This window comes from Alphaproteobacteria bacterium (genome assembly GCA_024244705.1).
Taxonomy (GTDB): domain Bacteria; phylum Pseudomonadota; class Alphaproteobacteria; order JAAEOK01; family JAAEOK01; genus JAAEOK01.
The window spans coordinates 1-21,146 of the sequence record JAAEOK010000049.1 but is presented as its reverse complement, the minus strand read 5'-3'; the positions used below and the strand labels follow the sequence as shown (position 1 = coordinate 21,146).

The following is a 21,146-nucleotide window of genomic DNA, read 5'->3' as shown; positions in this document are numbered from 1 at the left end:
TTCGCCTAGGGTGATGAGAATTGGTCTTAAATTCCGCCAGCTCAAGCTCTAAATGGGGAGCAACCACGCGGCGAGAGGTTGAGCAATGAAATTCACCATCAATATCGACTGTACGCCGGCCGAGGCGCGGGCCTTTCTCGGCCTGCCCAATGTCGAGGCGATGCAGGAAAAGCTGATCGCGGAAATCGAAAAGCAAATGGTCGCCAACATCAAATCGATGGACCCCGAGGCTATTTTCAAGACCTGGCTGCCGGCGTCGCTGCAGGGTGTCGAGCAGATGCAGAAAATGTTTTGGGACCAGTTGGCGGGCGCGGCCAAGGGTGGGAAAAAGGCATGACCGATCCGGAGCTTTTCTATCGCCGCCACGTGTTTTGCTGCACCAACGTCAGGCCGGACGGCCATCCGCGCGGATGTTGTGCCGGAAAAGACTCGATCGAGCTCCGTAACTATATGAAAAATAAAGCAAAAGAGATGGGATTCAAGCGCACGCGCATCAACGCGTCGGGCTGTCTCGACCGCTGTGAATTGGGCTCGACGATGGTGATTTATCCCGAGGGCGTGTGGTATCGCTATGACACGACGGCCGACATCGATGAAATACTCGAAACCCATGTCCGCGACGGCGGGCGCGTCGCGCGCCTGATGCTCTATCCGAAAGACCGTCCGGAAGGCCTCTTGGCCGGATGAGCCGCGGCGCTCGGCCCGGGTGAGCGCTCAACACGACACCATCTTTGCGCTATCGAGCGGCGCCGGCCGCGCCGGTATCGCCGTTTTTCGCCTGTCCGGACCCCAATCGGCGGCGGCGGTGACGATCCTGACCGGCGGCCGACCGCCGCCGCCGCGACGGGCCCGATTGGTGTCGCTGCTGGCGCCCGGCGACGGCGCTCTGATCGATCGCGGCATCGTCATCTGGTTGCCCGGCCCGGCGACGTTCAGTGGCGAGGACATGGCGGAGTTCCATGTCCACGGCGGGCGCGCCGTGGTCGCCGCGGTGACCGACGCCCTGGCGGCGATTGCCGGCCTGCGCCCCGCCGAAGCCGGCGAATTCACCCGCCGCGCATTCGATAACGATCGGCTCGACCTGACCCAGGTCGAAGGTCTGGCCGATGTCATCAACGCCGAGACCGAGGCCCAGCGGCGCCAGGCAGTACGCCAGATGGAGGGCGCCCTCGGCGTGCTTTACGAGGATTGGCGGGCGCGGTTGATCCGCCTGCTGGCCCATGCCGAGGCTGAGATCGATTTTCCCGACGAGGCCGGGACCGATGGCGCCGCCGCCGACCTGCTCGCCCGCATCGCCGGATTGACCGACGATATCCGGGCCCATCTCGACGACGGCCATCGCGGCGAACGTCTGCGCGACGGCGTCATGATCGCCATCGTCGGGGCGCCGAACACCGGCAAATCGACACTGTTGAACCAGATCGCGCGCCGCGACGTGGCCATCGTGTCGACCACCGCCGGCACCACCCGCGACGTCATCGAGGTTCATCTCGATCTTGGCGGATTTCCGGTCACCGTGGCCGATACCGCCGGATTGCGGGCGGCCTCCGGCGATATCGAGGCCGAAGGCATCCGCCGGGCGCGCCACCGCGCGGCATCGGCGGATTTGCGGCTGGCCGTCTTCGACGCCACGGCGTGGCCCGAAATTGATAGCGAAACCAAGGCCTTCGTCGATGACGACACGCTGGTGTTGATCAACAAGCGGGACCTGGCAGTGGTGCCCGACGACGCGGCGGTCGGCGGACAGTGCGCATTTGCCGTATCGGCGACGACTGGCGACGGGCTGGCGGCGGTCCTGGCGCGGCTCGAGGTTATCGTCGCCGAACGCCTGGCCGGGGATGCCGGGCCGAGCCTGACGCGGGCCCGCCACCGGCGCGCGCTGGAGGACACGGTCGAGGCGCTGGAGCGGGCCAAATCCGCGGCTTTGCCGGAGTTGGCGGCGGAGGATCTGCGCCTCGCCGGGCGCGCCCTCGGGCGCATCACCGGGCGCGTCGACGTCGAAGACCTGCTCGATGTCATCTTCGCCGATTTCTGCATCGGCAAGTAATGTTTCACGTGAAACATGGCCCGATTGGCCTTTGACTCGCCGCCGCACGGTGCCTAGATTTCGCGCCATGAAGAGCTACGATGTCATCGTCATCGGCGGCGGCCACGCCGGCTGCGAGGCGGCCGCGGTGGCGGCGCGCCTCGGCGCGCGCACGCTGTTGGCCACCCATCGTCTCGACACGATCGGCGAAATGTCCTGCAATCCGGCGATCGGCGGTCTGGCGAAGGGCCATTTGGTGCGTGAGATCGATGCCCTCGACGGGCTCATGGGCCGGGTCATCGACGGCGCCGGGATCCAATTCCGGCTCCTCAACCGCAGCCGCGGACCCGCGGTGCGCGGCCCCCGGGCCCAGGCCGACCGCCGACTCTACCGGGCCGGCATGCAGGCGCAGTTGGCGGCGACCGCCAACCTCGATATCCGCGCGCTCGCCATCGAAGACGTCGAACTCGACGGGGCGGGCCGCGCGTGCGGTGTTGTCACCGCCGACGGTACAACGATCACGGCCGGCCGGGTCGTTTTGACGACCGGCACGTTCCTGCGCGGACTTATCCATATCGGGACTCGGAAAATCCCCGCCGGGCGCGTGGGCGAGGCGCCGGCGACCGGTCTCAGCGCCACCTTGGAGCGCTTCGGCTTCGTCCTCGGGCGGCTGAAAACAGGGACTCCGCCGCGCCTCGACGGCCGCACCATCGATTGGGCGGCGCTCGAGATTCAGTACGGCGACGACCCGCCGCTGCCGTTTTCCTATCTCACCCGCCGCATCGAGGTGCCCCAGGTGCCGTGCCATATCACGTGGACAAATCCGGCGGTTCATGACCTCATTCGCGCCAATCTCGATCGCGCGCCGCTCTATTCCGGGCAGATCGACGGCACCGGGCCGCGCTATTGCCCGTCGATCGAGGACAAGGTGGTGCGTTTCGCCGACCGCGAGCGCCACCAGATCTTTCTCGAACCGGAAGGCCTGGACGACGATACGATCTATCCCAACGGCATTTCGACGTCGTTGCCGGAGGAGGTTCAGCGCGACATGGTGGCGCATATTCCGGGTTGCGCGAATGCGCGAATCCTGCGTCCCGGCTACGCCATCGAGTATGACTTCGTCGACCCGCGGGAACTCCACCCGACTCTGGAAACGCGCCGCATTTCAAGGCTTTACCTGGCCGGACAGGTCAACGGCACGACCGGCTACGAGGAAGCGGCGGCGCAGGGCCTGATGGCCGGCCTCAACGCCGCCCTCGCCGCGTCCGGCGGCGATCCCTTCGTCCTCGACCGCGCCGATGCCTATATCGGCGTGCTGATCGACGATCTGGTCACGCGCGGCGCCGACGAGCCCTATCGCATGTTTACCTCGCGCGCCGAGTACCGTTTGCGCCTGCGCGCCGACAATGCCGACCAGCGCCTAACACCGATGGGCGCGCGGATCGGCTGCATTTCTCCGACACGGGCGGAAACCTACCGCCGCAAGGCGGCCCGTCTCGGCGCCGCGCGTCGTTCGGTCGCGGCTTTGAGCGCGACGCCGAGCGAGCTGGCGGCGCACGGATTCGCCGTCAATCAGGACGGCGTACGGCGGACCGTGCCAGACCTGTTGGCCCGGCCCGACATGACCATCGAGCGCCTGGCGATGATCTGGCCCGCGTTGGCCGCGATCGATCCCGATATCGCCGAGCAGCTCGAGATCGATGCCCACTACCGTGGCTATCTCGATCGCCAGACCGCCGACATTCAGGCTTTCCGCCGCGACGAGGCGTTGCGGTTGCCGGCCGATCTCGATTTCGGCCGCCTCGCCGGGCTGTCCGCCGAAGTGCGGGAACGGCTGGCGGCGGCGCGGCCGGCGACGTTGGGTGCGGCGGGCCGGCTGCCGGGCATCACACCGGCGGCGCTGACCGTCTTGCTGCGCCATGTGCGCAAGCAAGGGAGTTCGGTTCGGGCGGCCTGACCGCGAACGGTGACCACGCCCCTGACGATCGATGGGTTCCAAACCGAGACCGGTGTTTCACGTGAAACATTGGCGCGGCTGGCGCTGTTCGCCGACCTCCTGAGCGCGTGGCAGGGCCGGATCAACCTCGTCGCCGGGCCTTCGCTGGACGACGTTTGGCGTCGCCATATGCTTGATTCCGCTCAGATATTGGACATCCTCCCGCGGCCGACCCGATCCGTGCTCGATATCGGCAGCGGCGCCGGATTCCCCGGCCTGGTGCTGGCGATTCTCGGCGTGCCGCAGGTCCATCTCGTCGAGAGCGACGGCCGTAAGGCCGTCTTTCTGCGCGAGGCGGCGCGGCAGACCGCGGCCCCGGTCACCGTTCATCATGGCCGCATCGAGCGCCTGCACCCGTTCCCGGTCGACGTGGTGACGGCCCGCGCCTGCGCCCCGCTCGCCCGGTTGCTCGAACTCGCGGCGCCCTTTCTGACCCCGCCGGCGGTCGGCGTGTTCCCCAAAGGACGGCGCTGCGAAGATGAATTGACCGCGGCGCGGGAAAAATGGAATATGGCTGTCGAACGCCACCCCAGCCGGACCGATCCGGCGGCGACCCTCCTCATGGTCCGTGATGTCGAACCTGTCTGATTCCGTAAGCCCATCGCCGGCGCCGCCCCTCGATTCCGATATCAAGAAACGTCCTCGTATTATCGCCATCGCCAATCAAAAAGGCGGTGTCGGTAAGACGACGACGGCGATCAATCTCGGTACCGCTCTGGCGGCGGTCGACCGGTCGGTGCTGGTGATCGATCTCGATCCGCAACGCAACGCCACCACCGGTTTGGGCATGGCGCTCGACGAATCGGCGCTGACATCCTACGATCTCATCCTGAAAACGGCGGATTTCAGCGATATTGTGGTCGACGGCCTGGTGCCGAACCTGCAATTGATCCCGTCCTCGGTCGAGCTGTCGGGGGCCGAGCTCGAGCTGGTCTCGTTGCCGCGGCGGGAATTCCGCCTCAAGGAGGCCGTCGCCGAACGATTGGGCGGGTACGATTATGTTCTCATCGACTGTCCGCCGGCCCTCGGCCTGCTGACCCTCAATGCGCTGGCGGTCGCCGATTCGCTGCTCGTGCCCCTGCAGTGCGAGTTCTACGCCCTCGAGGGCCTGAGCCATTTGATTCGCACCATCAACCGGATCAAGAAGGCGTTCAACCCCGAGCTCGAGATCCAAGGCGTCGTGCTGACCATGTATGACGGACGCAACAATCTGTCGGACCAGGTGGCGGCCGACGTCCGCGGCTATTTCGGGTCCAAGGTTTACGAGACCATGATTCCACGCAACGTCCGCGTCTCGGAAGCACCGAGTCACGGCAAGCCGGTGCTGCTCTACGATTGGCGGTGCGCGGGATCGCAGGCCTATATGAAGCTGGCGGCGGAAGTCCTGCGGCAAGAGAAGGAAGAGTGACATGAGCGCGGAGAAATCTGAATCGCGGGGGCTCGGCCGCGGCCTGGCCGCTCTTTTGGGCGAGGATTCCGGCGACGATTCATCGGCCGCCGCCGGCCATGCGGCACAGGAATTGCCGCTCCACCAGATTCACGCCGGGCGGTTTCAGCCCCGCCACCGGTTCGACGACTCGGATCTCGAGGCCCTGGCCGGGTCGATCCGGGAGATGGGCGTTCTACAACCTATCCTTGTGCGACCCCATCCGGATATCGCCGGCGCCTATGAGATCGTCGCCGGCGAGCGGCGGTGGCGCGCCGCGCAACGGGCGGGGGTTCACGAGATCCCCGCCTTGGTCCGCGATCTCGCCGACCGCGACGCGCTCGAAGTGGCGCTGGTCGAGAACATCCAGCGCGAGAACCTGTCGCCGCTCGAGGAGGCGCAAGGCTACCGTCGGTTGCTGTCCGAGTTCAACCACACGCAAGAGGCGTTGTCGAAAGTGGTCGGCAAGAGCCGCAGTCATGTCACCAACATGATGCGGCTGCTCGGCCTGCCCGAACCGGTCAAGGCGATGCTCGACGACGGCCGGCTGACGGTCGGCCATGCCCGCGCCTTGCTCAATGCGCTTGACCCGGTCGACCTCGCCCATCAGGCGGTGAACGGCCAGCTCAATGTCCGCCAGACCGAAGAGCTGGTCCGTGTTGGACGGCTGCGGTCCCGTCCGCGCCGCGCGCGCCGCTCGAAGTCGGCCGACATCGTCGCCCTCGAGCGCGACCTGTCGCAGCGGCTGGGCCTGCGCGTGGCCGTTCACGATCGCAACGGCAAGGGCGAGATCGTTATTCGCTATGCCACCCTGGAGCAGCTCGACGGCCTCTTGAAGCGCCTCGGCCACCAAGCCTAAGTGCTTAAATTCAAAACGAATTTTTGCTCCAAAACCGTGGTGCCCCACTGCCGCCCCTCGACCTTCTCGACGAGTTCGAAGCCGGCCGATTCGTAAACTTGGCGGGCGGCGTCGAGGCCGGCGAAGGTTCACAGATAGATTCGATCGTCCCGGCGGTCGCGGCAAAGCCCGATCGCGGCCTCAAGCAGGCGGCGCCCGATGCCCTGCCCGCGAAAGCGATCGTCGACGATGAACCAGCGCAGATGAGCGCCGCTCGTCGCCGCTTTGCTGCGGTCGACGGATACCGATCCCGCCATTCGGTCGTCGACGAGGGCAAGCCAAAAGCCATCGCGCCCGGCCTCGAATTCGGCGAGGAACCGGCCCATGCCAGCGGCGACTTTGGCCTCGAATTCGGGCCCGAAGTTCCAGGCCTCGGCATAGTAGGTGCCGTGGATACCCACCACCCAGCCGAGCGCGCCGGGTCGGTGGCCGCACAGCCGGACCGGTCGCTGCCGGGTCAACGGCGTCGTGCGCGCTGCGCCGCGTTGGCCAGCATCAGCAGGGCGCGGCCGCAGATCGCCTCCGCCGGCATGCCGGTTCGCTTGCACGCCGCCTCGGCGTCGACCAGGACGTCGAGGGCGTGGGCGAGGCGGGGACGGGTCCACAACCTGAGCTGGTGAATGAGGCGGCCGCGCACCTTGAAGAACGGCGGCGGCCGCAAGGCGCCGATCGCCTGCTCGGCGCTCCGGCCCTCGGCGACCAAGGCGGCGGCGAGGTGGAGGCGCTGAAAATGCCGCTGGGCGCCGCGCAAGGTGGCGACCGGTGACTGACCCTCCTGGTTCAGCCGGGCCAAGGCGCGGTCCAAGTTGCGGAAATCGCCTTCCGCCGCGGCGAGGGCGGCGGATTCCGTCGAATGCGTCGAACTGTCGCCAATGCACGCCTCGACGTCGGTGAGGTCGACCTCACCGCTGCCGCCCATGTAGAGCACGATTTTTTCCAATTCGCCGCGCGTCACCATGCGGTCGCCGCCGAGGTGCTCGCAGAGGAAATTACGTGCATCGCCGGTGACGGTCATGCCGGCCGCCGAAAAGGTGGCGCTAATGACATCCTCGAGCGTCTCGCCGTCGTCGCTGTAGCAGGGCAGCGCGGCGCCGGTCTTGGCGGCCTCGAACAGTTTGCGCAGCGGTGCCCGCGGCGGCAGGTCGCCGGCCTCGATCACCACCAACGCCTCGGCCGTTGCATCGTCGAGCAGCGCCGCGAACGGCGTCGGCGGCGGCGTGTCGCCGTCCGATCGCACCCGAACCACGCGCCGCCCGCCGGTCATCGAGACCGCCGCCGCCTCGTCGTGGAGCCGTGCCGGATCGGTCTTGAGTTCGGCGGCGGTCAGGGTGGCGATGCGAAACGGATCGGCAAGGTCGGGAACCACCGTCGCGGCCAGGGTCGCCGCGCGCTCGCGGACCAGGCCACCGTCGGGGCCATAGACCAATACCGCGCGAACGGCGGGATCCGGCGCGGACAGGAACGCTCGAATCTGACGCGGCGCGATCTTCATCGCGCCCTAGCGTTTGGAGGTGAAATACAGCGTCAGCTGAGTCGCGATTTCTTCGGCGACCTGCTTGGCCGCAAGCTCCTGGGCATAGTCGTTGGCCGCCAAGGTGGCGAACTCCGAGCTGACGATGTCGAAACTGGTCACCGCGAGATAGCGGCGCGACAGGAAGGAGCTTTTGCCGTCGGCCGAGGTCAGCTGATAGTGGGCGTTGAGCCGGTAGTTGCGGCGCGAAGCGAGTTCGTCGCTGGACAATACGGACGGCGGGCTGGTCGCGCTGAGCTGGACTTCCAGCCGGTAGATGTTGTTCGCCGGGACGCCCTTGGGGTTCAACAGGTCGACCAGCTCGTTGCGCACCTGCTGGCCGACCCGGTCGGCAATCGAGGCGACATAGATCGTCGCCAAATCATCGTTGACGGCGCCGTCCCTGTAGGTCGCGTGCAGCGGACGAAAGCCGCAGGCGGCGAGGGCGGCGAGGCAGCATGCCAGGACGAAGGCTCTAAACCACGACATTGATGATCCGATCCGGAACCACGATCACTTTGCGCACCTGGCGGCCCTCGATATGGCGTTGCACCCCTTCCAGCGCCAACGCCGCCGTTTCGGCGTCGTCGTTGGCGGCGCCGCGGGCGATCTCCATCTCGGCGCGTTTCTTGCCATTGACCTGGACCGCGACGGTCACGGTTCCGTCGACCAGCAGCGCCGCATCGGCCTCGGGCCACGGGGCGTCGACCAGCAGCCCGTTGCGGCCGAGCGCACGCCACAGCTCTTCGGCGAGGTGCGGCATCATCGGCGAGACCAGGCGGACCACCGTTTCGAGGCCGAGCCGGCGCATCCACAGCGCGGCTTCGTCGTCGCCGGCAAATTCGGCGACCGCATTCGACAGCTCGCGGACCCGCGCCACCGCGCGATTGTAGTGGAATCGCTCGAGATCGTCGGAGACGCCCGCGATCGTGCGATGAATCGCCTTGAGCAGGCGAAAAGCGGGTTCGGCATCGCTTTCCTCGAACGACGCTGGACGCGGTACATCGACACCGGCGATGGCGACTTCACCACCGGCGATCAGTCGGTAAAGCCGGTTGACGTAACGCCAGGCGCCTTCGATGCCGGAATCAGTCCAGTCGAGGTCGCGTTTCGGCGGGCTGTCGGACAACATGAACAGGCGCGCGGTATCGGCGCCGTAGGTGGCGATAATGTTCTCCGGGTCGACCACGTTCTTGCGCGATTTGCTCATTTTCTCGGACCGGCCGACGGTCACCGGCGCGCCGTCCTCGACGGTGACCCAAAGGCCCGTATCGTTCCGCTCGACCTGCGACGGCAACAGCCAATTGCGGTCGACCCGGTAGGTTTCGTGACACACCATACCCTGGGTCATCAGGCCGGCGAACGGCTCGTCGAGATCCATATAGCCGCAGCGGCTCAGTGCGCGGACGAAGAAGCGGGAATAGAGCAGGTGCAGGATCGCGTGCTCGATGCCGCCGATATACTGATCGACCGGCAACCAGTAATCGACCGCGGCGCGGTCGAAGGCGCCTTCGGCATGGGGTGAGCAGAAGCGGGCGAAATACCATGACGATTCGAAAAAAGTATCGAACGTGTCGGTATCGCGCATCGCCGGTTTACCGCATCCGGGGCAGTCGACGTGCTTCCACGTCGGGTGGTGGTCGAGCGAATTGCCGGGCCGGCTGAAATCGACGTCCTCGGGCAATTCGACCGGCAAATCGCCGCTCGGTACCGGCACGATCCCGCAATCGATGCAGTGGATGACCGGTACCGGGCAGCCCCAATAGCGCTGCCGCGATACGCCCCAGTCCCGCAATCGGTAAATGGTGGCGGCGCGGCCGTGGCCGGACTGCTCCAGCCGTTCGGCGACCATCTCCTTGGCGCCTTCGATATCGAGACCGTCGAGGAAGTCCGAATTGATCAGGACGCCGGTGCCGAGGTAGGCTTCGTCTTCGACGGTGAAGTCGGCCGCGTCGACGCCTTCGGGGGCCACCACCGGCAAGACGTCGAGCCCGTATTTGCGCGCGAAATCGAGGTCGCGTTGGTCGTGGCCGGCGCTGCCGAAAATGGCGCCGGTGCCGTAGTCCATGAGCACGAAATTGGCGATATAGACCGGCACCGAACGCCCCGGCACGAACGGGTGATCGGCGGTGAGCCCGGTGTCGTATCCTTTCTTCTCGGCGGTCTCGATCGCCTCCTCGCTGGTACCCAGACGGTCGCATTCGTGGATGAACGCGGCGGCGTCGAGGTCGCGCGCGGCGATCTCCGCGGCCAGCGGATGATGGGGAGACAGCGCGCAAAACGACATGCCGAACAGGGTGTCGTGACGGGTCGTGAACACCTCGAGACGGTTGTCGAGCTCGGCGCCGGTGGTGCTGTCGCGAAGCCGAAAGTTGATATAGGCGCCTTGCGAGCGGCCGATCCAATTCTCCTGCATCAGCCGAACCCGCTCCGGCCACCGGTCGAGGTCCTGCAGCGCGTTTAGCAGGTCGTCGCTGAAATCGGTGATGCGCAGGAACCATTGCGCCAGCTTGCGGCGCTCGACCTCGGCACCGGAGCGCCAGCCGCGGCCGTCGATGACCTGTTCGTTGGCCAGAACGGTCTGATCGACGGGATCCCAATTGACCCAGGATTCGCGGCGATGGGCGATGCCCGCGACGAGAAAATCGAGGAACATCTGCTGTTCATGCTTGTAGTAGTCCGGCGAACAGGTCGCGATCTCGCGTGACCAATCATAGGACAAGCCCATGCTGCGAAGCTGGGTCCGCATGTTGTCGATGTTGTCATAGGTCCAGGTCGCCGGATGGATCTTGGCCTCGATGGCGGCGTTCTCCGCCGGCATGCCGAAGGCGTCCCAGCCCATCGGGTGCAGCACGTTGAATCCGCGCGCTCGTTTATAGCGCGCCAAGACGTCGCCCAAGGTGTAATTCCGGACATGCCCCATGTGGATGCGACCGGATGGGTACGGAAACATTTCGAGGACGTAGTATTTCGGCTTCGACGGATCCTCGTCGACGGCGAAACACCCGACCGCTTCCCAGGCGGCCTGCCATTTGGCTTCGGTTTCCTTGAAATTGTACCGGCTCATGAGCTGCTCACGGCGCGCTGGCTTCTATCTTCGCGACGAAAAGTGAGGACGCGGACACCATCACGGCCTGGTTACGACGGGCCGCGGCGCGGCCTATTCGTCGAGTTCCTGCAGTCTGATCCGGCGGGCCTGCGCCAGGATGGCGTTCTCGAGATCGACCGCTGTCTGCGGGTCGACGATGTCATCGATCCACAGTTCGGTGGGATCGAGCTTCTGGCGAAACACCACCGCCTTCACGCCGTCGGAACGGAGTTCCTTGCCGCGCACATAGATGTTGATCTTGAACCGCTCGCTCGGCGTCTCGGGAGGGGCATACCAATCGGTGATGATCACGCCGCCATAAGGGTCGGCGCTCGACAACGGCATAAAGGAAACAGTCTCCAAAGCGCCGCGCCAGAGAAAGGTGTTGACGCCGATGCCCTGAGAATCGGCGCCGAAACTGGTCAGCGCGCGGGGCGCGGGAATCGAGACGTTGTGGCCCGTCGGCGCGACTTTGACTTCCTTTTCGTCTTTCGAATCGCCGCTGCAGGCCGCCGTCAGCAACACCGAGAACACCACCGCCGCAATGCGGCCGGCGGCGCGCCATTCGGTCAAATTCCATCCCATTGGCACTCAGTCTCCCTATGACAGAAAACGCCCGCCCCCAGGGCAAAACGCGCCACACTATAGAGGGGAGGCGGACATTACGGCAATACGGCAAAGGCTTGAACGATCATTTCTGTGACCGGGGCTTGATTTGCAATCAATGCTTTTGCGGGCGAACATCATCTGCTAAACGCTGGCGCCATGAGCAACCTTAGTACAGATTTTTCGATCGCGGGCGCGGTTGCGATGCCGCTGCGCGTCGCCATCGTTGGTCATGTCGATCACGGCAAGTCGACGGTCGTCGGCCGCCTGCTGCACGAAACCGGCAATCTTCCCGAGGGCAAAGTCGAAGCAGTCGCCGATATGTGCGCACGGCGCGGCATGTCGTTCGAGTGGGCCTTCGTGACCGACGCCTTGCAGGTCGAGCGCGATCAAGGCGTCACCGTCGACGTCAGCCACATCCGGTTCCGCATTGGCGCGCGCGGGTTTGTCCTCATCGACGCGCCGGGCCACCACGAATTCCTCAAGAACATGATCACCGGCGCGGCCAGCAGCGACGCCGCCCTGCTCATCATCGATGCCGCCGAGGGCGTTCGCGAGCAATCGCGGCGTCACGGCTATCTGCTGCACCTGCTCGGCGTTTCCCAGGTCGCGGTCGCGGTCAACAAGATGGATCTGGTCGACTATTCGGCCGACGCCTTCGCCGCGATCGAGCGGGAATTTCGCGGTTATCTCGGTCAGATCGGCGTCACGCCCTCCTTCCTGATTCCGGTTTCGGCACGGGACGGCGACAACATAGCGGCACCATCGACGCGGATGCCGTGGTACGACGGGCCGAGCCTGGCCGACGCGCTGAGCCAGTTCCAGGCCCCCCTCCCGGCGTCCGGACAGCCGCTGCGGCTGTCGGTCCAGGACGTCTACCGGTTCGACAATCGCCGTATTATTGCCGGACGCCTCGAGAGCGGCCGCGTCGAGGTCGGCGACGAGATCATGTTTTCACCCTCCAACAAGGCCGGGCGCGTCAAATCGATCGAAGCCTGGGGAGCGTCACCGGCGCCGACCTCCGCCGAGGCGGGGCAGTCGATCGGGTTCACGCTCGAGGACCAGATCTTCGTCGAGCGCGGCGAATTGGTGAGCCATCTCGACGCCCTGCCGACCGAGACCAACGTCTTCCGCGCCCGGCTGTTCTGGCTCGGCCACCGGCCGTTGACCGAAGACCAGACCTATATGATGAAACTGGGGACCACCGAATCGTCGGTGCGGATCCAGAAAATCGAGCACGTCATCGATACCGGCGATCTGTCCGAGCGCGCGGCGGACCGCGTCGACCGCAACGCGGTTGCCGAGGTCACCCTGCGCAGCCGGGCCATGCTGGCGCTCGATCCGTTCGCCGATAATCCGCGCACCGGGCGATTCGTGCTGGTCGACGGCTACGACGTCGCCGGCGGCGGCATCGTCAACATGGAAGGCTATCCCAACCAGCGCGCGTCGGTGACCATCAAGTCGACCAACATCACCGCCGTCGAGAACCGGGTCTCCGGCGAGATGCGCGCGACGCGCAACGCGCACCATGGCGGGGTGTTGTGGTTTACCGGCCTATCCGGAGCGGGCAAATCGACGCTGGCGGTCGAGATCGAGCAGCGGCTGTTCCGCAAAGGCTATCACGCCTATGTCCTCGACGGCGACAACGTGCGCCGCGGCCTCAACGCCAATCTCGGCTTTTCGCCCGACGACCGCGCCGAGAACATCCGCCGGGTCGGCGAGGTGGCGGCGCTGATGGCGGATGCCGGATTGATCGTCATCACCGCCTTCATTTCACCCTACCGGTCGGACCGCGAGCGCGCACGCACCGCCGCCGGCGAGGGCTTCCACGAGATCTACATCAAGGCCGACCTCGTGACCTGCGAAAACCGCGATCCGAAAGGCCTCTACAAGAAGGCCCGAAGCGGCGAAATCGACGAATTCACCGGCATATCGGCGCCTTACGAAGAGCCCGAGAGCGCGGACTTGATCGTCGATACGTCCGATCTGTCGATCGACGAATGCGTCGACGTGGTGCTGCGCCATGTCGCCCGGCACTTCGAGATCACGCCGGCCTGAATGCCGCGCCGCCGGCCATTAGCGAGATGATCAGCCAAGCCGACTTGGCGGCCAATCTGAGCGGCGTCACGACACGGATCACGGACGCCGCCCGCGCCGCCGGTCGCGACCCCGCCGCGGTCACGCTGGTCGCCGTCGGTAAGACTTTTTCGGCCGACGTGATGGGCCTCGCGCTGGCCGCCGGGCAACGGGTTTTTGGTGAGAATCGGGTCCAGGAAGCGGCCGAAAAATGGCCCCCGCTGCGTCCCCGATATCCGGATTTGCGCCTCCACCTGATCGGCCCCCTGCAAAGCAACAAGGTCAAGGAAGCGGTCGCCCTGTTCGACGTCATCGAAACCATCGACCGGGAGAAAGTTGCGCGCCGCGTCGCCGCGGAGATCACCGCCAGCGGCCGTGCGGTGCGCTGTCTGGTCCAGGTCAACACCGGCGAGGAGCCGCAGAAAGCGGGTGTGTCACCCGGCGACGCCGACGACTTTGTCGGTTTTTGCCGGGACCAACTGGAGCTGCCGGTTACCGGCTTGATGTGCATCCCGCCGCTCGACGAGGAGCCATCGCTCCATTTCGCCCTGCTGGCGCAGATCGCCGAGCGCAACGATCTGGCGGAGCTCAGCATGGGCATGAGCGCCGATTTCGACACCGCGATCGCCTTCGGCGCCACCCTGGTCCGCGTCGGCACGGCGATCTTCGGGCCGCGCGACCCCCGGCCTTGAGTTAGATCGACGCCGCGATTCGCGGCGCTCGGAATAGACCGCTCTAACCGGCCGCAAACAGTGGCAGAAAATGGGCGTCGATCCCGGCGATGATCATCTCCACCGAGACCGCGGCGAGCAGAATGCCCAGAACCTTGGTGCCGATGTTGATCGCGGTCTTGTTGAGAAACCGGGCCGCCGTGCCGGCGAAGGCCATGGACAGCCATAGGATCGCGACAATCGCGGCGATCGTGATGGTGAGCGTCACGAAGTCGGCCACCGATTCGGCGCGGCTGCTGAACACGATCGTGGTCACGAAAACGCCGGGACCGGCCAACAGCGGTATGGCGAGGGGGTAGACCGCGATACTCTTGCCCGGCGTCGCCTCCTTTTCTTTCGCCGCCTCTTTCGCGTCCGCATCCTCCTCGCCCTCGCCCTTCAGCATGCCGAGCGCGATGGTCAGCACGATCAGTCCGCCGGCGATCTGGAACGACGGCACATGGACGCCGATCAGCAGCAGGATGTGATCGCCGATCAGCGCCGCGACGATCAACGCGATGAACGTGGTCAGCGCCGCGATTGCCGCCGTTCGCTGGCGCGCCCGGGCATCGTAGCCGCCGGTCAGGCCGAGGAAGACCGGAATGGCGAACAACGGATTCAACAGAGCGAACAGCGCGACGAATACATCGAGAAAGAGGTCGTTGCTGAACATGTCCCCGTCGGAGTATTGGCCTGGACCGCAGCTTCACCGGAAGCGGCATCAGCCCGCCCAATCGGCCATCCTATGCGACCGGCTTTCGCTCCTGCAAGTGCCGTCGGCCGGTGAGCGTTCGGTCAAATGGCACCCGCCGCTCAATCGGGGTAAAATGACACAACCCACCCGGGGTGCTGCGGTCGAGCGGTGATGGCTGGTTTCATGCCGAACCCCGGGCGTTTCTTTCAGCGGAGGTCCGACCGATGAAACTGCGATTCCCCCAACTGTGCCCTCGCCTCATTCGTCGGTGCGGGACGCTGATGGCGTCGCTAGCGATGTGTGCCAGCGTCACTCCCGCGGCCGCGGCCGACCCGCTCCTCGACGAGATCGTCGAGTTTACCGGCGTGGTCGAGTTCTTCGAGGCCGGCGTACCCGGCGTCGTCATTGGGGCGGTCCGTGGTGACGAGACGGCGGTGTTCGGTTTCGGCGAGACTGCAACCGATTCCGGCACGGAACCGAACGGGCAAACGTTGTTGCGAATCGGCTCGATTACCAAGGCCTTCACCGGCGAGGTGCTTGCCCATCTGGCGGCCGACGGTGTCGTCGGCTTCACCGATCCGCTGGCCGCCCATCTTGATCTCGGGGGAACCCCGCCGGCGGTCGACGGCCGCGCTGTCCGCCTGATCGATCTCGCCACCCATTCCGCCGGCCTGCCGCGTGAAGTCCCGCACCAGCCCGGCCCCAAGGACGATCCCTTTCGGCCGATCACGATGGAAGCCTTCGCCGCATGGCTCGCCGGCAACGAGCTGCTCTTCAAGCCAGGCTCGGCGGTGCTCTATTCCAACTTCGGCTTCGATCTGCTTGCCGCCGCTCTCGCCAGCGCTGCCGAGCAGCCCTACGCGGCACTCCTGGCGGAGCGAATCACCGAGCCGCTGGGCATGCGCGATACGACGTTTTCGCCGACCGCCGCGCAGAAGGCGAACATGATGCAAGGCCACTGGTTCGACGGCTCGCCGATGCCCGATGTACCGACGGCGCCGGCCATCGTCGGCTCGGGCGGCCTCTATTCGACCCCGAACGATCTGCTGCGCTGGATGAAATGGCATCTCGACCGGTTCGCCGCCGCCGGCGCCGAGGCGCGCCTGCTCGACCATGCGGCCTATCTCCAGCGCGACGGTCTCGCCACCGTGTCCGGCATGGATGAATCCGGTCACATGGATGCGGTGGGCCTGGCCTGGGTGGTGATGATGCCGGACGGCGATCGCCCGCTCATCCTGCAGAAGGCGGGCGGGCTCCAGGGCACGTTCAGCTATCTCGCGTTCGCGCCGACCCGCGGCGTCGCGGTCTTTATCGCGATCAATCAATTCGACTTCGGCGCCGCCATCAACATGGCCGCGCTCGCCAACGACCTGATCGCCGTCCTCGCGCCGCGGTAGGTCGTTGGTTCTCGAGTGATCCTCGGGCGCCGGCCCGTTGTGCCCGGCAACAGCCGGACAGGTTGCCCGAACCAACCCGGTTAGCGCCCGCAAAACCGACGTCGCGTCGATCTGCGAGGCGCGCGCCACTGCCATTTAGTCGGACAAGGAGCGGATCGTTTGCCGCTGGGATCACGGGCGGCGGGCGCAGGTCTGCGAGCGGCGGAGAGCCCTGGATCACCGCGGTCCGGTTGGCGACGCCGGCGGCAGCGATCGGTGTGATTGACGGCTCACTTCGTCGCGACGTGAGCCGATCACACCCGAGCGCCGATACCGGATCCGCAACTGCGGGTGATGCAAATACGATATTCTCATAGAATATGAAAAATCTGTTGCGAAATTCCGAGTTCTGTGCGCAAATTTCGGCTGATATCGTAATAATTGACTCTGATATTTCGAAAAACAGATCGTCATTTATCTGCCGAAGGTGCGAGGAGGCCCGCGTGAAGCCCGCCGAACCCAAAAAGGACGTCGATCGCACGACCCAGCAAAACGGCATCAGATCGCCGGAAGACGGGCTCAACCGATCGATCATCGCGATGCTCGAAAAAGACGGGCGTATGCCGTTCTCGGAAATCGCGCATAAGCTCGACGTGTCGGAAGGCACCATTCGCAACCGCGTCAACGCGATGAAGGCGGCGGGCATGCTGCGGATCGTCGCCATCGCCGATCCGGTGGTGGTCGAGTACCAGTCGGATGCCATGATCGGTATCCGGGTTGCGCCCGGCCATACCGCGGAATCGGTGGCTAATCGTCTGAGTGCCGATCACCAGGTCGTCTACGTGCTTTGGGTCGCGGGCAAATACGACCTGCTGGTCGAGGTCGTCAGCGACGATCCCGAGAGCTTCCTGACCTTCCTCGAAACCCGGATCCACTCGGCCACCGACATCGTCGAAGCCGAGGTCATGCTCGGCCTCAAGAACTTCAAGAACCAGTACCTGCTCAAGCGCGATTGGGAAGGTGGAGATGGCTGACGTCATCACGCCCCTGCGGGATTGGCGCGCCAAGACCGATAGTCCGGCGCGCGGCCTGCCCGCCGCGGCCTACGTCGACGAGGCGTTCTGGCGGATCGAATGCGAAACCGTACTGGCAAACAATTGGGTTTGCGTCGGCTTCGCCCATGAGCTTGACGCGCCCGGCGACGCGGTACCGGTGACGGTGGCCGGCCGGCCGGTGCTGCTCATCCGCAACAAGAGCGGCGACATCGCCGCGTTTCACAATGTGTGCCGGCACCGCTGCCTGAAGCTCGTCGACCAGCCCAAGCATGTCGGCAACCTGATCGTCTGCCCCTACCACTCCTGGGCCTACGACCTCGACGGCAGATTGCGCCGGTCGCCCCATTTCGGCGGCACCGGCCAGCACCAGCCCGAGGGTTTCGATCCGGCCGAGAATGGACTTCAGGCGATCGAAGTCGCGGTGTGGCACGATTGGATCTTCGTCAACCTCGACGGCAATGCGCCCCCCTTCGACGACTACGCCGCACCCCTCTTCCGTCGCCTCGACGGCATCGACTTCGACATGGTGCAACCGGTGGCCGTTCTCGACTTCGGCGAAATCGCGACGAACTGGAAATTCATCATGGAGAACTTCATCGAGCCCTATCACGTCCAGTTCGTCCACCCCAAGACGACGCGCCAGCCGTTGAAGGACCACTACACCATCGTCGATGGGGCTTGTTTGGGCAGCGCCGTCGACCTCGCGTCGGAAGACGGAGCAAGTGGCAGCCTGGCCGTGAGTTCCCGCTACCTCACCCTGTTCCCGAACTTCGTCATCGGGCGCTACTTCCCGGATCAGATCGGCGTTTATGTCAACGTCCCGCTGGGGCCGGGACGGACGGCGCAGAGGCGCGCCATCTACACGACCGATGGGCAGCAGCGAACGGCGGCCGAGATCGATGGGCTGAAAACTCTATGGTGGGACGTCCACAAGGAAGACCACGCCATGGTCGAGCGGCTGCAACTCGGCCGCGCCTCACCGATGGCGGAGAGCGGCGGCGTACTCTCGCCGCATTGGGAAGACAGCGTGCGGGCCTTCCAGGAACTGGTCGCCACCGGCGCGACGGAAATCCACACCGCAAACGAAGGACACGGTCATGACTGACGACGGCGCCAAGGCGGGCTATCGCCTCGCTCACACGATGATGCGGGTCCGCGACCTGGAAAAGTCGCTCGACTTCTACTGCGGAATCCTCGGCATGGATGTGCTGCGCCGCACCGACTATCCCGACGGACGCTTCACCAACGCCTTTATCGGTTACGGACCGGAAGCGGAATTTCCGGCCCTCGAATTGACCCACAACTGGGACCAGGAAGCGGGCTACGACATGGGCGACGGCTGGGGCCACATCTGCATCGAGACGCCCGACGTCTACAAGGCCTGTGAAGACCTCGCCGCAATGGGCATCAAGATCACCCGGCCGCCGGGGCCGATGAAGCACGGCACCCGGGTCATCGCCTTTTGCGAGGATCCCGACGGTTACAAGGTCGAGCTCAACGAATCCATCCTCAAAACCACAAACCCTTGAAGGACGCTAGCAATGGGCAACAAGCCGCAAATCTACAAATTTTCCGAGATCGAACACCGGCTGCACACGCTGGAACCGGGCAAGAGCTACATCAAGCCCTTCGTGACCAGCGCGGTCAGCGACACCATGTGCGGCGGCCTGAATTTCCTCAACCAGGTTTCGGTACCGTGGGATCTGACCTGCGATGAAATCATCTATTGCATGGAGGGGACGTTTCGCCTGACCTGCGACGGCGACTCCTACGTCTGCTCGCCCGGCGATGTTCTCTACGTCCCGCGCGACAATCACATCGCCTACGAGTGCGACGAGAAATGCGTCATCTTCTACGCCGCCTATCCGCACGACTGGAAACAACAGGCCGGCATCACCTTCGTTCCCGGCATCGATCCCGAAGACATGCCGAAGCCCGCCTGATCACGCCGCCATATCGGGTCCCAGGGGCCACAGCATAGATTATGGGGAGAGTACGAATGTCCAAAAGCAACGACCGCAAGATCTATTACGACACGATCGAGGAAGCGATCGAGCGCAATCGCCCGAGGATACCCGAGGTTCGGGAGCAACTCAAAAAAGCCGGCGTCGAATACGTGCTGTCGAGTTGGATCGACCTCCATGGCCTGCCCAAGACCAAACCTGTCCCGATGAGCGATTTCGAGGAACTCTGTCTCGGCAAGGGACCCCAATTCGCCGTCCATTCGGTGTCCTTCGTGCCCGAATTGACGCCGGCGGATTCCGATCAGATCATGGTCCCGGATCTCGACGCGGTCTATGTCTGCCCGTGGGACCCGTCGATGGCGGTCATCTTCGCCGATCTGTTCTGGGAAGGCGCGCCTTACAACGTCTGCCCGCGCCAGGCGCTGCGACGCGCCATCCACGAGGCGCAGGCGGCCGGCTATTTTGGTTTTGCCGGCATCGAGCCCGAATTCATCGCCATGCGCTACGACGAAAACGGCAAGCCGGTCAAAGCGATCGACGACGACCCGGCGGATGGCCTGCGTCCGCGCCGCCAGGCCTTCGGCTACGACGTCGAGTACTCGATCGATTCGATGCCTTTTCTCAGGGATATGATCGATATCCTCGAGGATCTCGGCTGGAACCTGCACGATGTCGTCTGCGAGGGCGCCTACTCGCAATTCGAGCTCGATTTCCACTACACCGACCTCCTGGAGATGGCCGACCGGCTGGTCTTCCTGCGCGTGCTGCTCAAGGAAGTCGCCAAGAGCCATGACATGTTCATCACCTTCATGCCCAAGCCGACGGTCGGCGACTGGCGCTCGGGCGCGCACATCAACTTCTCGCTCCAGCCGGTCGACGCGCCGGGTCAAAACATCTTCACCAGCGACGGCGGCTGGTCTGATGAATCGCGGCACGCCGTCGGCGGGCTGATGGCCCATTCCGAGGCGCTGACCGCGATCACCTGTCCGACCGTCAACTCGTACAATGGCCTGGTTCCACGGGTCGGCGGCTTCGAGGGCGGCACGGTGACCTGGGCGCCGACCAACATCACCTACGGCCACAACAACCGCTCGGCCCAGTTCCGTCTGCCGCAAAGCCGGTTCTGCATCGAGAACCGCGCCGCCGACATGACGATGAACATCTATCTCGCCCTCGCCATGACGCTGTCGGCCGCCGTCGAAGGGATCGTACAAAAGGCCGAGCCAGGGCCGCCGACCGACCGCGACCTTTATGCGATGACCGCGGACGAATTCAAGGAACTCGGCATCCGCCGTCTGCCCCGCAACCTGATGCAGGCGATGGAAGCGCTCGCCGCCGATGATCTAGCCGCGCGGGTGATGGGTTCGGTGATGCGCCGTTCCTACCTCGCCTATAAGAACGACGAGTGGGAGCGTTACCACCAGGCGGTCACCGACTGGGAGGTCGAGGAATACCTGCGGCTGTACTAGATCCCGTCGGCTTCCAGGCGTCATCCCGGAAACGATTCATTGCCCAATCTGGGATTTGGATTGATGGGTGGAGGAGCGGGCCGGCGCCGATTCGACATAGGTCGAAAGAACTCTAGCAGGCTGCTGAAAAACTATTTCCGGCACGGATTTGAGCAAGAATGATTCCTAAATGACCCGGGGGCGATTCTTTCTTTTCGCTAGTGGCACCGTGTCGATTCTTTTATTGCGAGCCCTGCCCATCTCACCGACTTT

21 protein-coding genes are annotated in these 21,146 nt (G+C 64.8%); 15 read left to right on the top strand and 6 right to left on the bottom strand.

Going from position 1 to position 21,146, the window contains the following annotated elements:
* Window positions 1-85: 85 nt before the first annotated feature.
* The 7 genes from GY791_07750 (at window position 86) to GY791_07720 (ending at window position 6,307) form a co-directional block, all read left to right on the top strand.
* On the top strand, window positions 86-337 hold the full coding sequence (locus GY791_07750) for a hypothetical protein (protein MCP4328314.1): 252 nt from the start codon (window positions 86-88) through the stop codon (window positions 335-337).
* Window positions 334-687: a (2Fe-2S) ferredoxin domain-containing protein gene (locus tag GY791_07745; protein ID MCP4328313.1), complete on the top strand. Its 354-nt coding sequence runs from the start codon at window positions 334-336 to the stop codon at window positions 685-687. The genes GY791_07750 and GY791_07745 overlap by 4 nt, the downstream gene beginning before the upstream one ends.
* A 19-nt stretch (window positions 688-706) precedes the next feature.
* Window positions 707-2,047, top strand: a complete 1,341-nt coding sequence (mnmE, locus tag GY791_07740; GenBank protein MCP4328312.1) for a tRNA uridine-5-carboxymethylaminomethyl(34) synthesis GTPase MnmE — start codon at window positions 707-709, stop codon at window positions 2,045-2,047.
* A gap of 67 nt (window positions 2,048-2,114) precedes the next feature.
* The gene (mnmG, locus tag GY791_07735; protein MCP4328311.1) at window positions 2,115-3,983 is read left to right on the top strand and encodes a tRNA uridine-5-carboxymethylaminomethyl(34) synthesis enzyme MnmG; all 1,869 of its coding nucleotides are present in this window, start codon (window positions 2,115-2,117) and stop codon (window positions 3,981-3,983) included.
* 21 nt (window positions 3,984-4,004) lie between these two features.
* Complete coding sequence (gene rsmG / locus GY791_07730; protein ID MCP4328310.1) at window positions 4,005-4,610, top strand: 16S rRNA (guanine(527)-N(7))-methyltransferase RsmG; 606 nt, start codon at window positions 4,005-4,007, stop codon at window positions 4,608-4,610.
* The gene (locus GY791_07725) at window positions 4,594-5,430 is read left to right on the top strand and encodes a ParA family protein (GenBank protein ID MCP4328309.1); all 837 of its coding nucleotides are present in this window, start codon (window positions 4,594-4,596) and stop codon (window positions 5,428-5,430) included. Before rsmG ends, GY791_07725 begins: the two co-directional genes overlap by 17 nt.
* Window position 5,431: 1 nt before the next feature.
* Complete coding sequence (locus tag GY791_07720) at window positions 5,432-6,307, top strand: ParB/RepB/Spo0J family partition protein (protein MCP4328308.1); 876 nt, start codon at window positions 5,432-5,434, stop codon at window positions 6,305-6,307.
* Between the two features lie 128 nt (window positions 6,308-6,435).
* Here the strand turns inward: GY791_07720 and GY791_07715 are convergent, their stop codons facing one another.
* From GY791_07715 to GY791_07695, 5 genes are all read right to left on the bottom strand, one after another.
* Window positions 6,436-6,807: a GNAT family N-acetyltransferase gene (locus GY791_07715; GenBank protein ID MCP4328307.1), complete on the bottom strand. Its 372-nt coding sequence runs from the start codon at window positions 6,805-6,807 to the stop codon at window positions 6,436-6,438.
* Window positions 6,804-7,838, bottom strand: a complete 1,035-nt coding sequence (locus GY791_07710; GenBank protein ID MCP4328306.1) for a DNA polymerase III subunit delta — start codon at window positions 7,836-7,838, stop codon at window positions 6,804-6,806. Before GY791_07710 ends, GY791_07715 begins: the two co-directional genes overlap by 4 nt.
* A gap of 6 nt (window positions 7,839-7,844) precedes the next feature.
* Window positions 7,845-8,345 carry a hypothetical protein gene (locus GY791_07705; GenBank protein MCP4328305.1) on the bottom strand — a complete coding sequence of 167 codons (501 nt, stop codon included), beginning with the start codon at window positions 8,343-8,345 and terminating at the stop codon, window positions 7,845-7,847.
* The gene (locus tag GY791_07700; protein ID MCP4328304.1) at window positions 8,332-10,923 is read right to left on the bottom strand and encodes a leucine--tRNA ligase; all 2,592 of its coding nucleotides are present in this window, start codon (window positions 10,921-10,923) and stop codon (window positions 8,332-8,334) included. The genes GY791_07705 and GY791_07700 overlap by 14 nt, the downstream gene beginning before the upstream one ends.
* A gap of 93 nt (window positions 10,924-11,016) precedes the next feature.
* Window positions 11,017-11,529 (bottom strand): DUF3576 domain-containing protein, encoded by a 513-nt coding sequence (locus GY791_07695; GenBank protein ID MCP4328303.1) that lies wholly within the window; start codon window positions 11,527-11,529, stop codon window positions 11,017-11,019.
* A 225-nt stretch (window positions 11,530-11,754) separates the two neighbouring features.
* On the opposite strand from GY791_07695, the gene cysC reads away from it, so the two are divergent.
* Window positions 11,755-13,608 (top strand): adenylyl-sulfate kinase, encoded by a 1,854-nt coding sequence (cysC, locus tag GY791_07690; GenBank protein ID MCP4328302.1) that lies wholly within the window; start codon window positions 11,755-11,757, stop codon window positions 13,606-13,608.
* Window positions 13,609-13,634: 26 nt separating this feature from the next.
* Window positions 13,635-14,318, top strand: coding sequence for a YggS family pyridoxal phosphate-dependent enzyme (locus tag GY791_07685; protein ID MCP4328301.1), 684 nt, complete (start codon window positions 13,635-13,637; stop codon window positions 14,316-14,318).
* Window positions 14,319-14,361: 43 nt separating this feature from the next.
* Here GY791_07685 and GY791_07680 read toward each other — a convergent pair whose 3' ends face one another.
* Window positions 14,362-15,009 carry an NAAT family transporter gene (locus GY791_07680; GenBank protein MCP4328300.1) on the bottom strand — a complete coding sequence of 216 codons (648 nt, stop codon included), beginning with the start codon at window positions 15,007-15,009 and terminating at the stop codon, window positions 14,362-14,364.
* 245 nt (window positions 15,010-15,254) lie between these two features.
* Here GY791_07680 and ampH point away from each other — a divergent pair, with 245 nt between their 5' ends.
* The 6 genes from ampH to GY791_07650 all read left to right on the top strand — a co-directional run bounded on the left by ampH (window position 15,255) and on the right by GY791_07650 (window position 20,894).
* Window positions 15,255-16,427 (top strand): D-alanyl-D-alanine-carboxypeptidase/endopeptidase AmpH, encoded by a 1,173-nt coding sequence (ampH, locus tag GY791_07675; GenBank protein MCP4328299.1) that lies wholly within the window; start codon window positions 15,255-15,257, stop codon window positions 16,425-16,427.
* Window positions 16,428-16,786: 359 nt separating this feature from the next.
* Window positions 16,787-17,440 (top strand): Lrp/AsnC family transcriptional regulator, encoded by a 654-nt coding sequence (locus tag GY791_07670; GenBank protein MCP4328298.1) that lies wholly within the window; start codon window positions 16,787-16,789, stop codon window positions 17,438-17,440.
* Window positions 17,433-18,566 (top strand): aromatic ring-hydroxylating dioxygenase subunit alpha, encoded by a 1,134-nt coding sequence (locus GY791_07665; protein MCP4328297.1) that lies wholly within the window; start codon window positions 17,433-17,435, stop codon window positions 18,564-18,566. Before GY791_07670 ends, GY791_07665 begins: the two co-directional genes overlap by 8 nt.
* Window positions 18,559-18,990: a lactoylglutathione lyase gene (gloA, locus tag GY791_07660; GenBank protein MCP4328296.1), complete on the top strand. Its 432-nt coding sequence runs from the start codon at window positions 18,559-18,561 to the stop codon at window positions 18,988-18,990. Before GY791_07665 ends, gloA begins: the two co-directional genes overlap by 8 nt.
* 12 nt (window positions 18,991-19,002) lie before the next feature.
* Window positions 19,003-19,404 carry a cupin domain-containing protein gene (locus GY791_07655; GenBank protein ID MCP4328295.1) on the top strand — a complete coding sequence of 134 codons (402 nt, stop codon included), beginning with the start codon at window positions 19,003-19,005 and terminating at the stop codon, window positions 19,402-19,404.
* A 56-nt stretch (window positions 19,405-19,460) separates the two neighbouring features.
* Window positions 19,461-20,894, top strand: coding sequence for a glutamine synthetase (locus GY791_07650; protein ID MCP4328294.1), 1,434 nt, complete (start codon window positions 19,461-19,463; stop codon window positions 20,892-20,894).
* The last annotated feature ends 252 nt before the right edge of the window (window positions 20,895-21,146 follow it).

Excerpts from the sequence above, each read along its gene's own strand:
- cysC (MCP4328302.1), top strand. The coding sequence starts at position 11,755 with ATGCCGCTGCGCGTCGCCATCGTTGGTCATGTCGATCACGGCAAGTCG.
- GY791_07745 (MCP4328313.1), top strand. The coding sequence starts at position 334 with ATGACCGATCCGGAGCTTTTCTATCGCCGCCACGTGTTTTGCTGCACC.
- mnmG (MCP4328311.1), top strand. The coding sequence starts at position 2,115 with ATGAAGAGCTACGATGTCATCGTCATCGGCGGCGGCCACGCCGGCTGC.
- GY791_07685 (MCP4328301.1), top strand. The coding sequence starts at position 13,635 with ATGATCAGCCAAGCCGACTTGGCGGCCAATCTGAGCGGCGTCACGACA.
- GY791_07750 (MCP4328314.1), top strand. The coding sequence starts at position 86 with ATGAAATTCACCATCAATATCGACTGTACGCCGGCCGAGGCGCGGGCC.
- GY791_07655 (MCP4328295.1), top strand. The coding sequence starts at position 19,003 with ATGGGCAACAAGCCGCAAATCTACAAATTTTCCGAGATCGAACACCGG.
- GY791_07725 (MCP4328309.1), top strand. The coding sequence starts at position 4,594 with ATGTCGAACCTGTCTGATTCCGTAAGCCCATCGCCGGCGCCGCCCCTC.
- GY791_07665 (MCP4328297.1), top strand. The coding sequence starts at position 17,433 with ATGGCTGACGTCATCACGCCCCTGCGGGATTGGCGCGCCAAGACCGAT.
- GY791_07650 (MCP4328294.1), top strand. The coding sequence starts at position 19,461 with ATGTCCAAAAGCAACGACCGCAAGATCTATTACGACACGATCGAGGAA.
- GY791_07695 (MCP4328303.1), bottom strand. The coding sequence starts at position 11,529 with ATGGGATGGAATTTGACCGAATGGCGCGCCGCCGGCCGCATTGCGGCG.
- GY791_07720 (MCP4328308.1), top strand. The coding sequence starts at position 5,432 with ATGAGCGCGGAGAAATCTGAATCGCGGGGGCTCGGCCGCGGCCTGGCC.
- GY791_07710 (MCP4328306.1), bottom strand. The coding sequence starts at position 7,838 with ATGAAGATCGCGCCGCGTCAGATTCGAGCGTTCCTGTCCGCGCCGGAT.
- gloA (MCP4328296.1), top strand. The coding sequence starts at position 18,559 with ATGACTGACGACGGCGCCAAGGCGGGCTATCGCCTCGCTCACACGATG.
- GY791_07670 (MCP4328298.1), top strand. The coding sequence starts at position 16,787 with ATGAAAAATCTGTTGCGAAATTCCGAGTTCTGTGCGCAAATTTCGGCT.
- GY791_07705 (MCP4328305.1), bottom strand. The coding sequence starts at position 8,345 with ATGTCGTGGTTTAGAGCCTTCGTCCTGGCATGCTGCCTCGCCGCCCTC.
- GY791_07680 (MCP4328300.1), bottom strand. The coding sequence starts at position 15,009 with ATGTTCAGCAACGACCTCTTTCTCGATGTATTCGTCGCGCTGTTCGCT.
- ampH (MCP4328299.1), top strand. The coding sequence starts at position 15,255 with ATGAAACTGCGATTCCCCCAACTGTGCCCTCGCCTCATTCGTCGGTGC.
- GY791_07700 (MCP4328304.1), bottom strand. The coding sequence starts at position 10,923 with ATGAGCCGGTACAATTTCAAGGAAACCGAAGCCAAATGGCAGGCCGCC.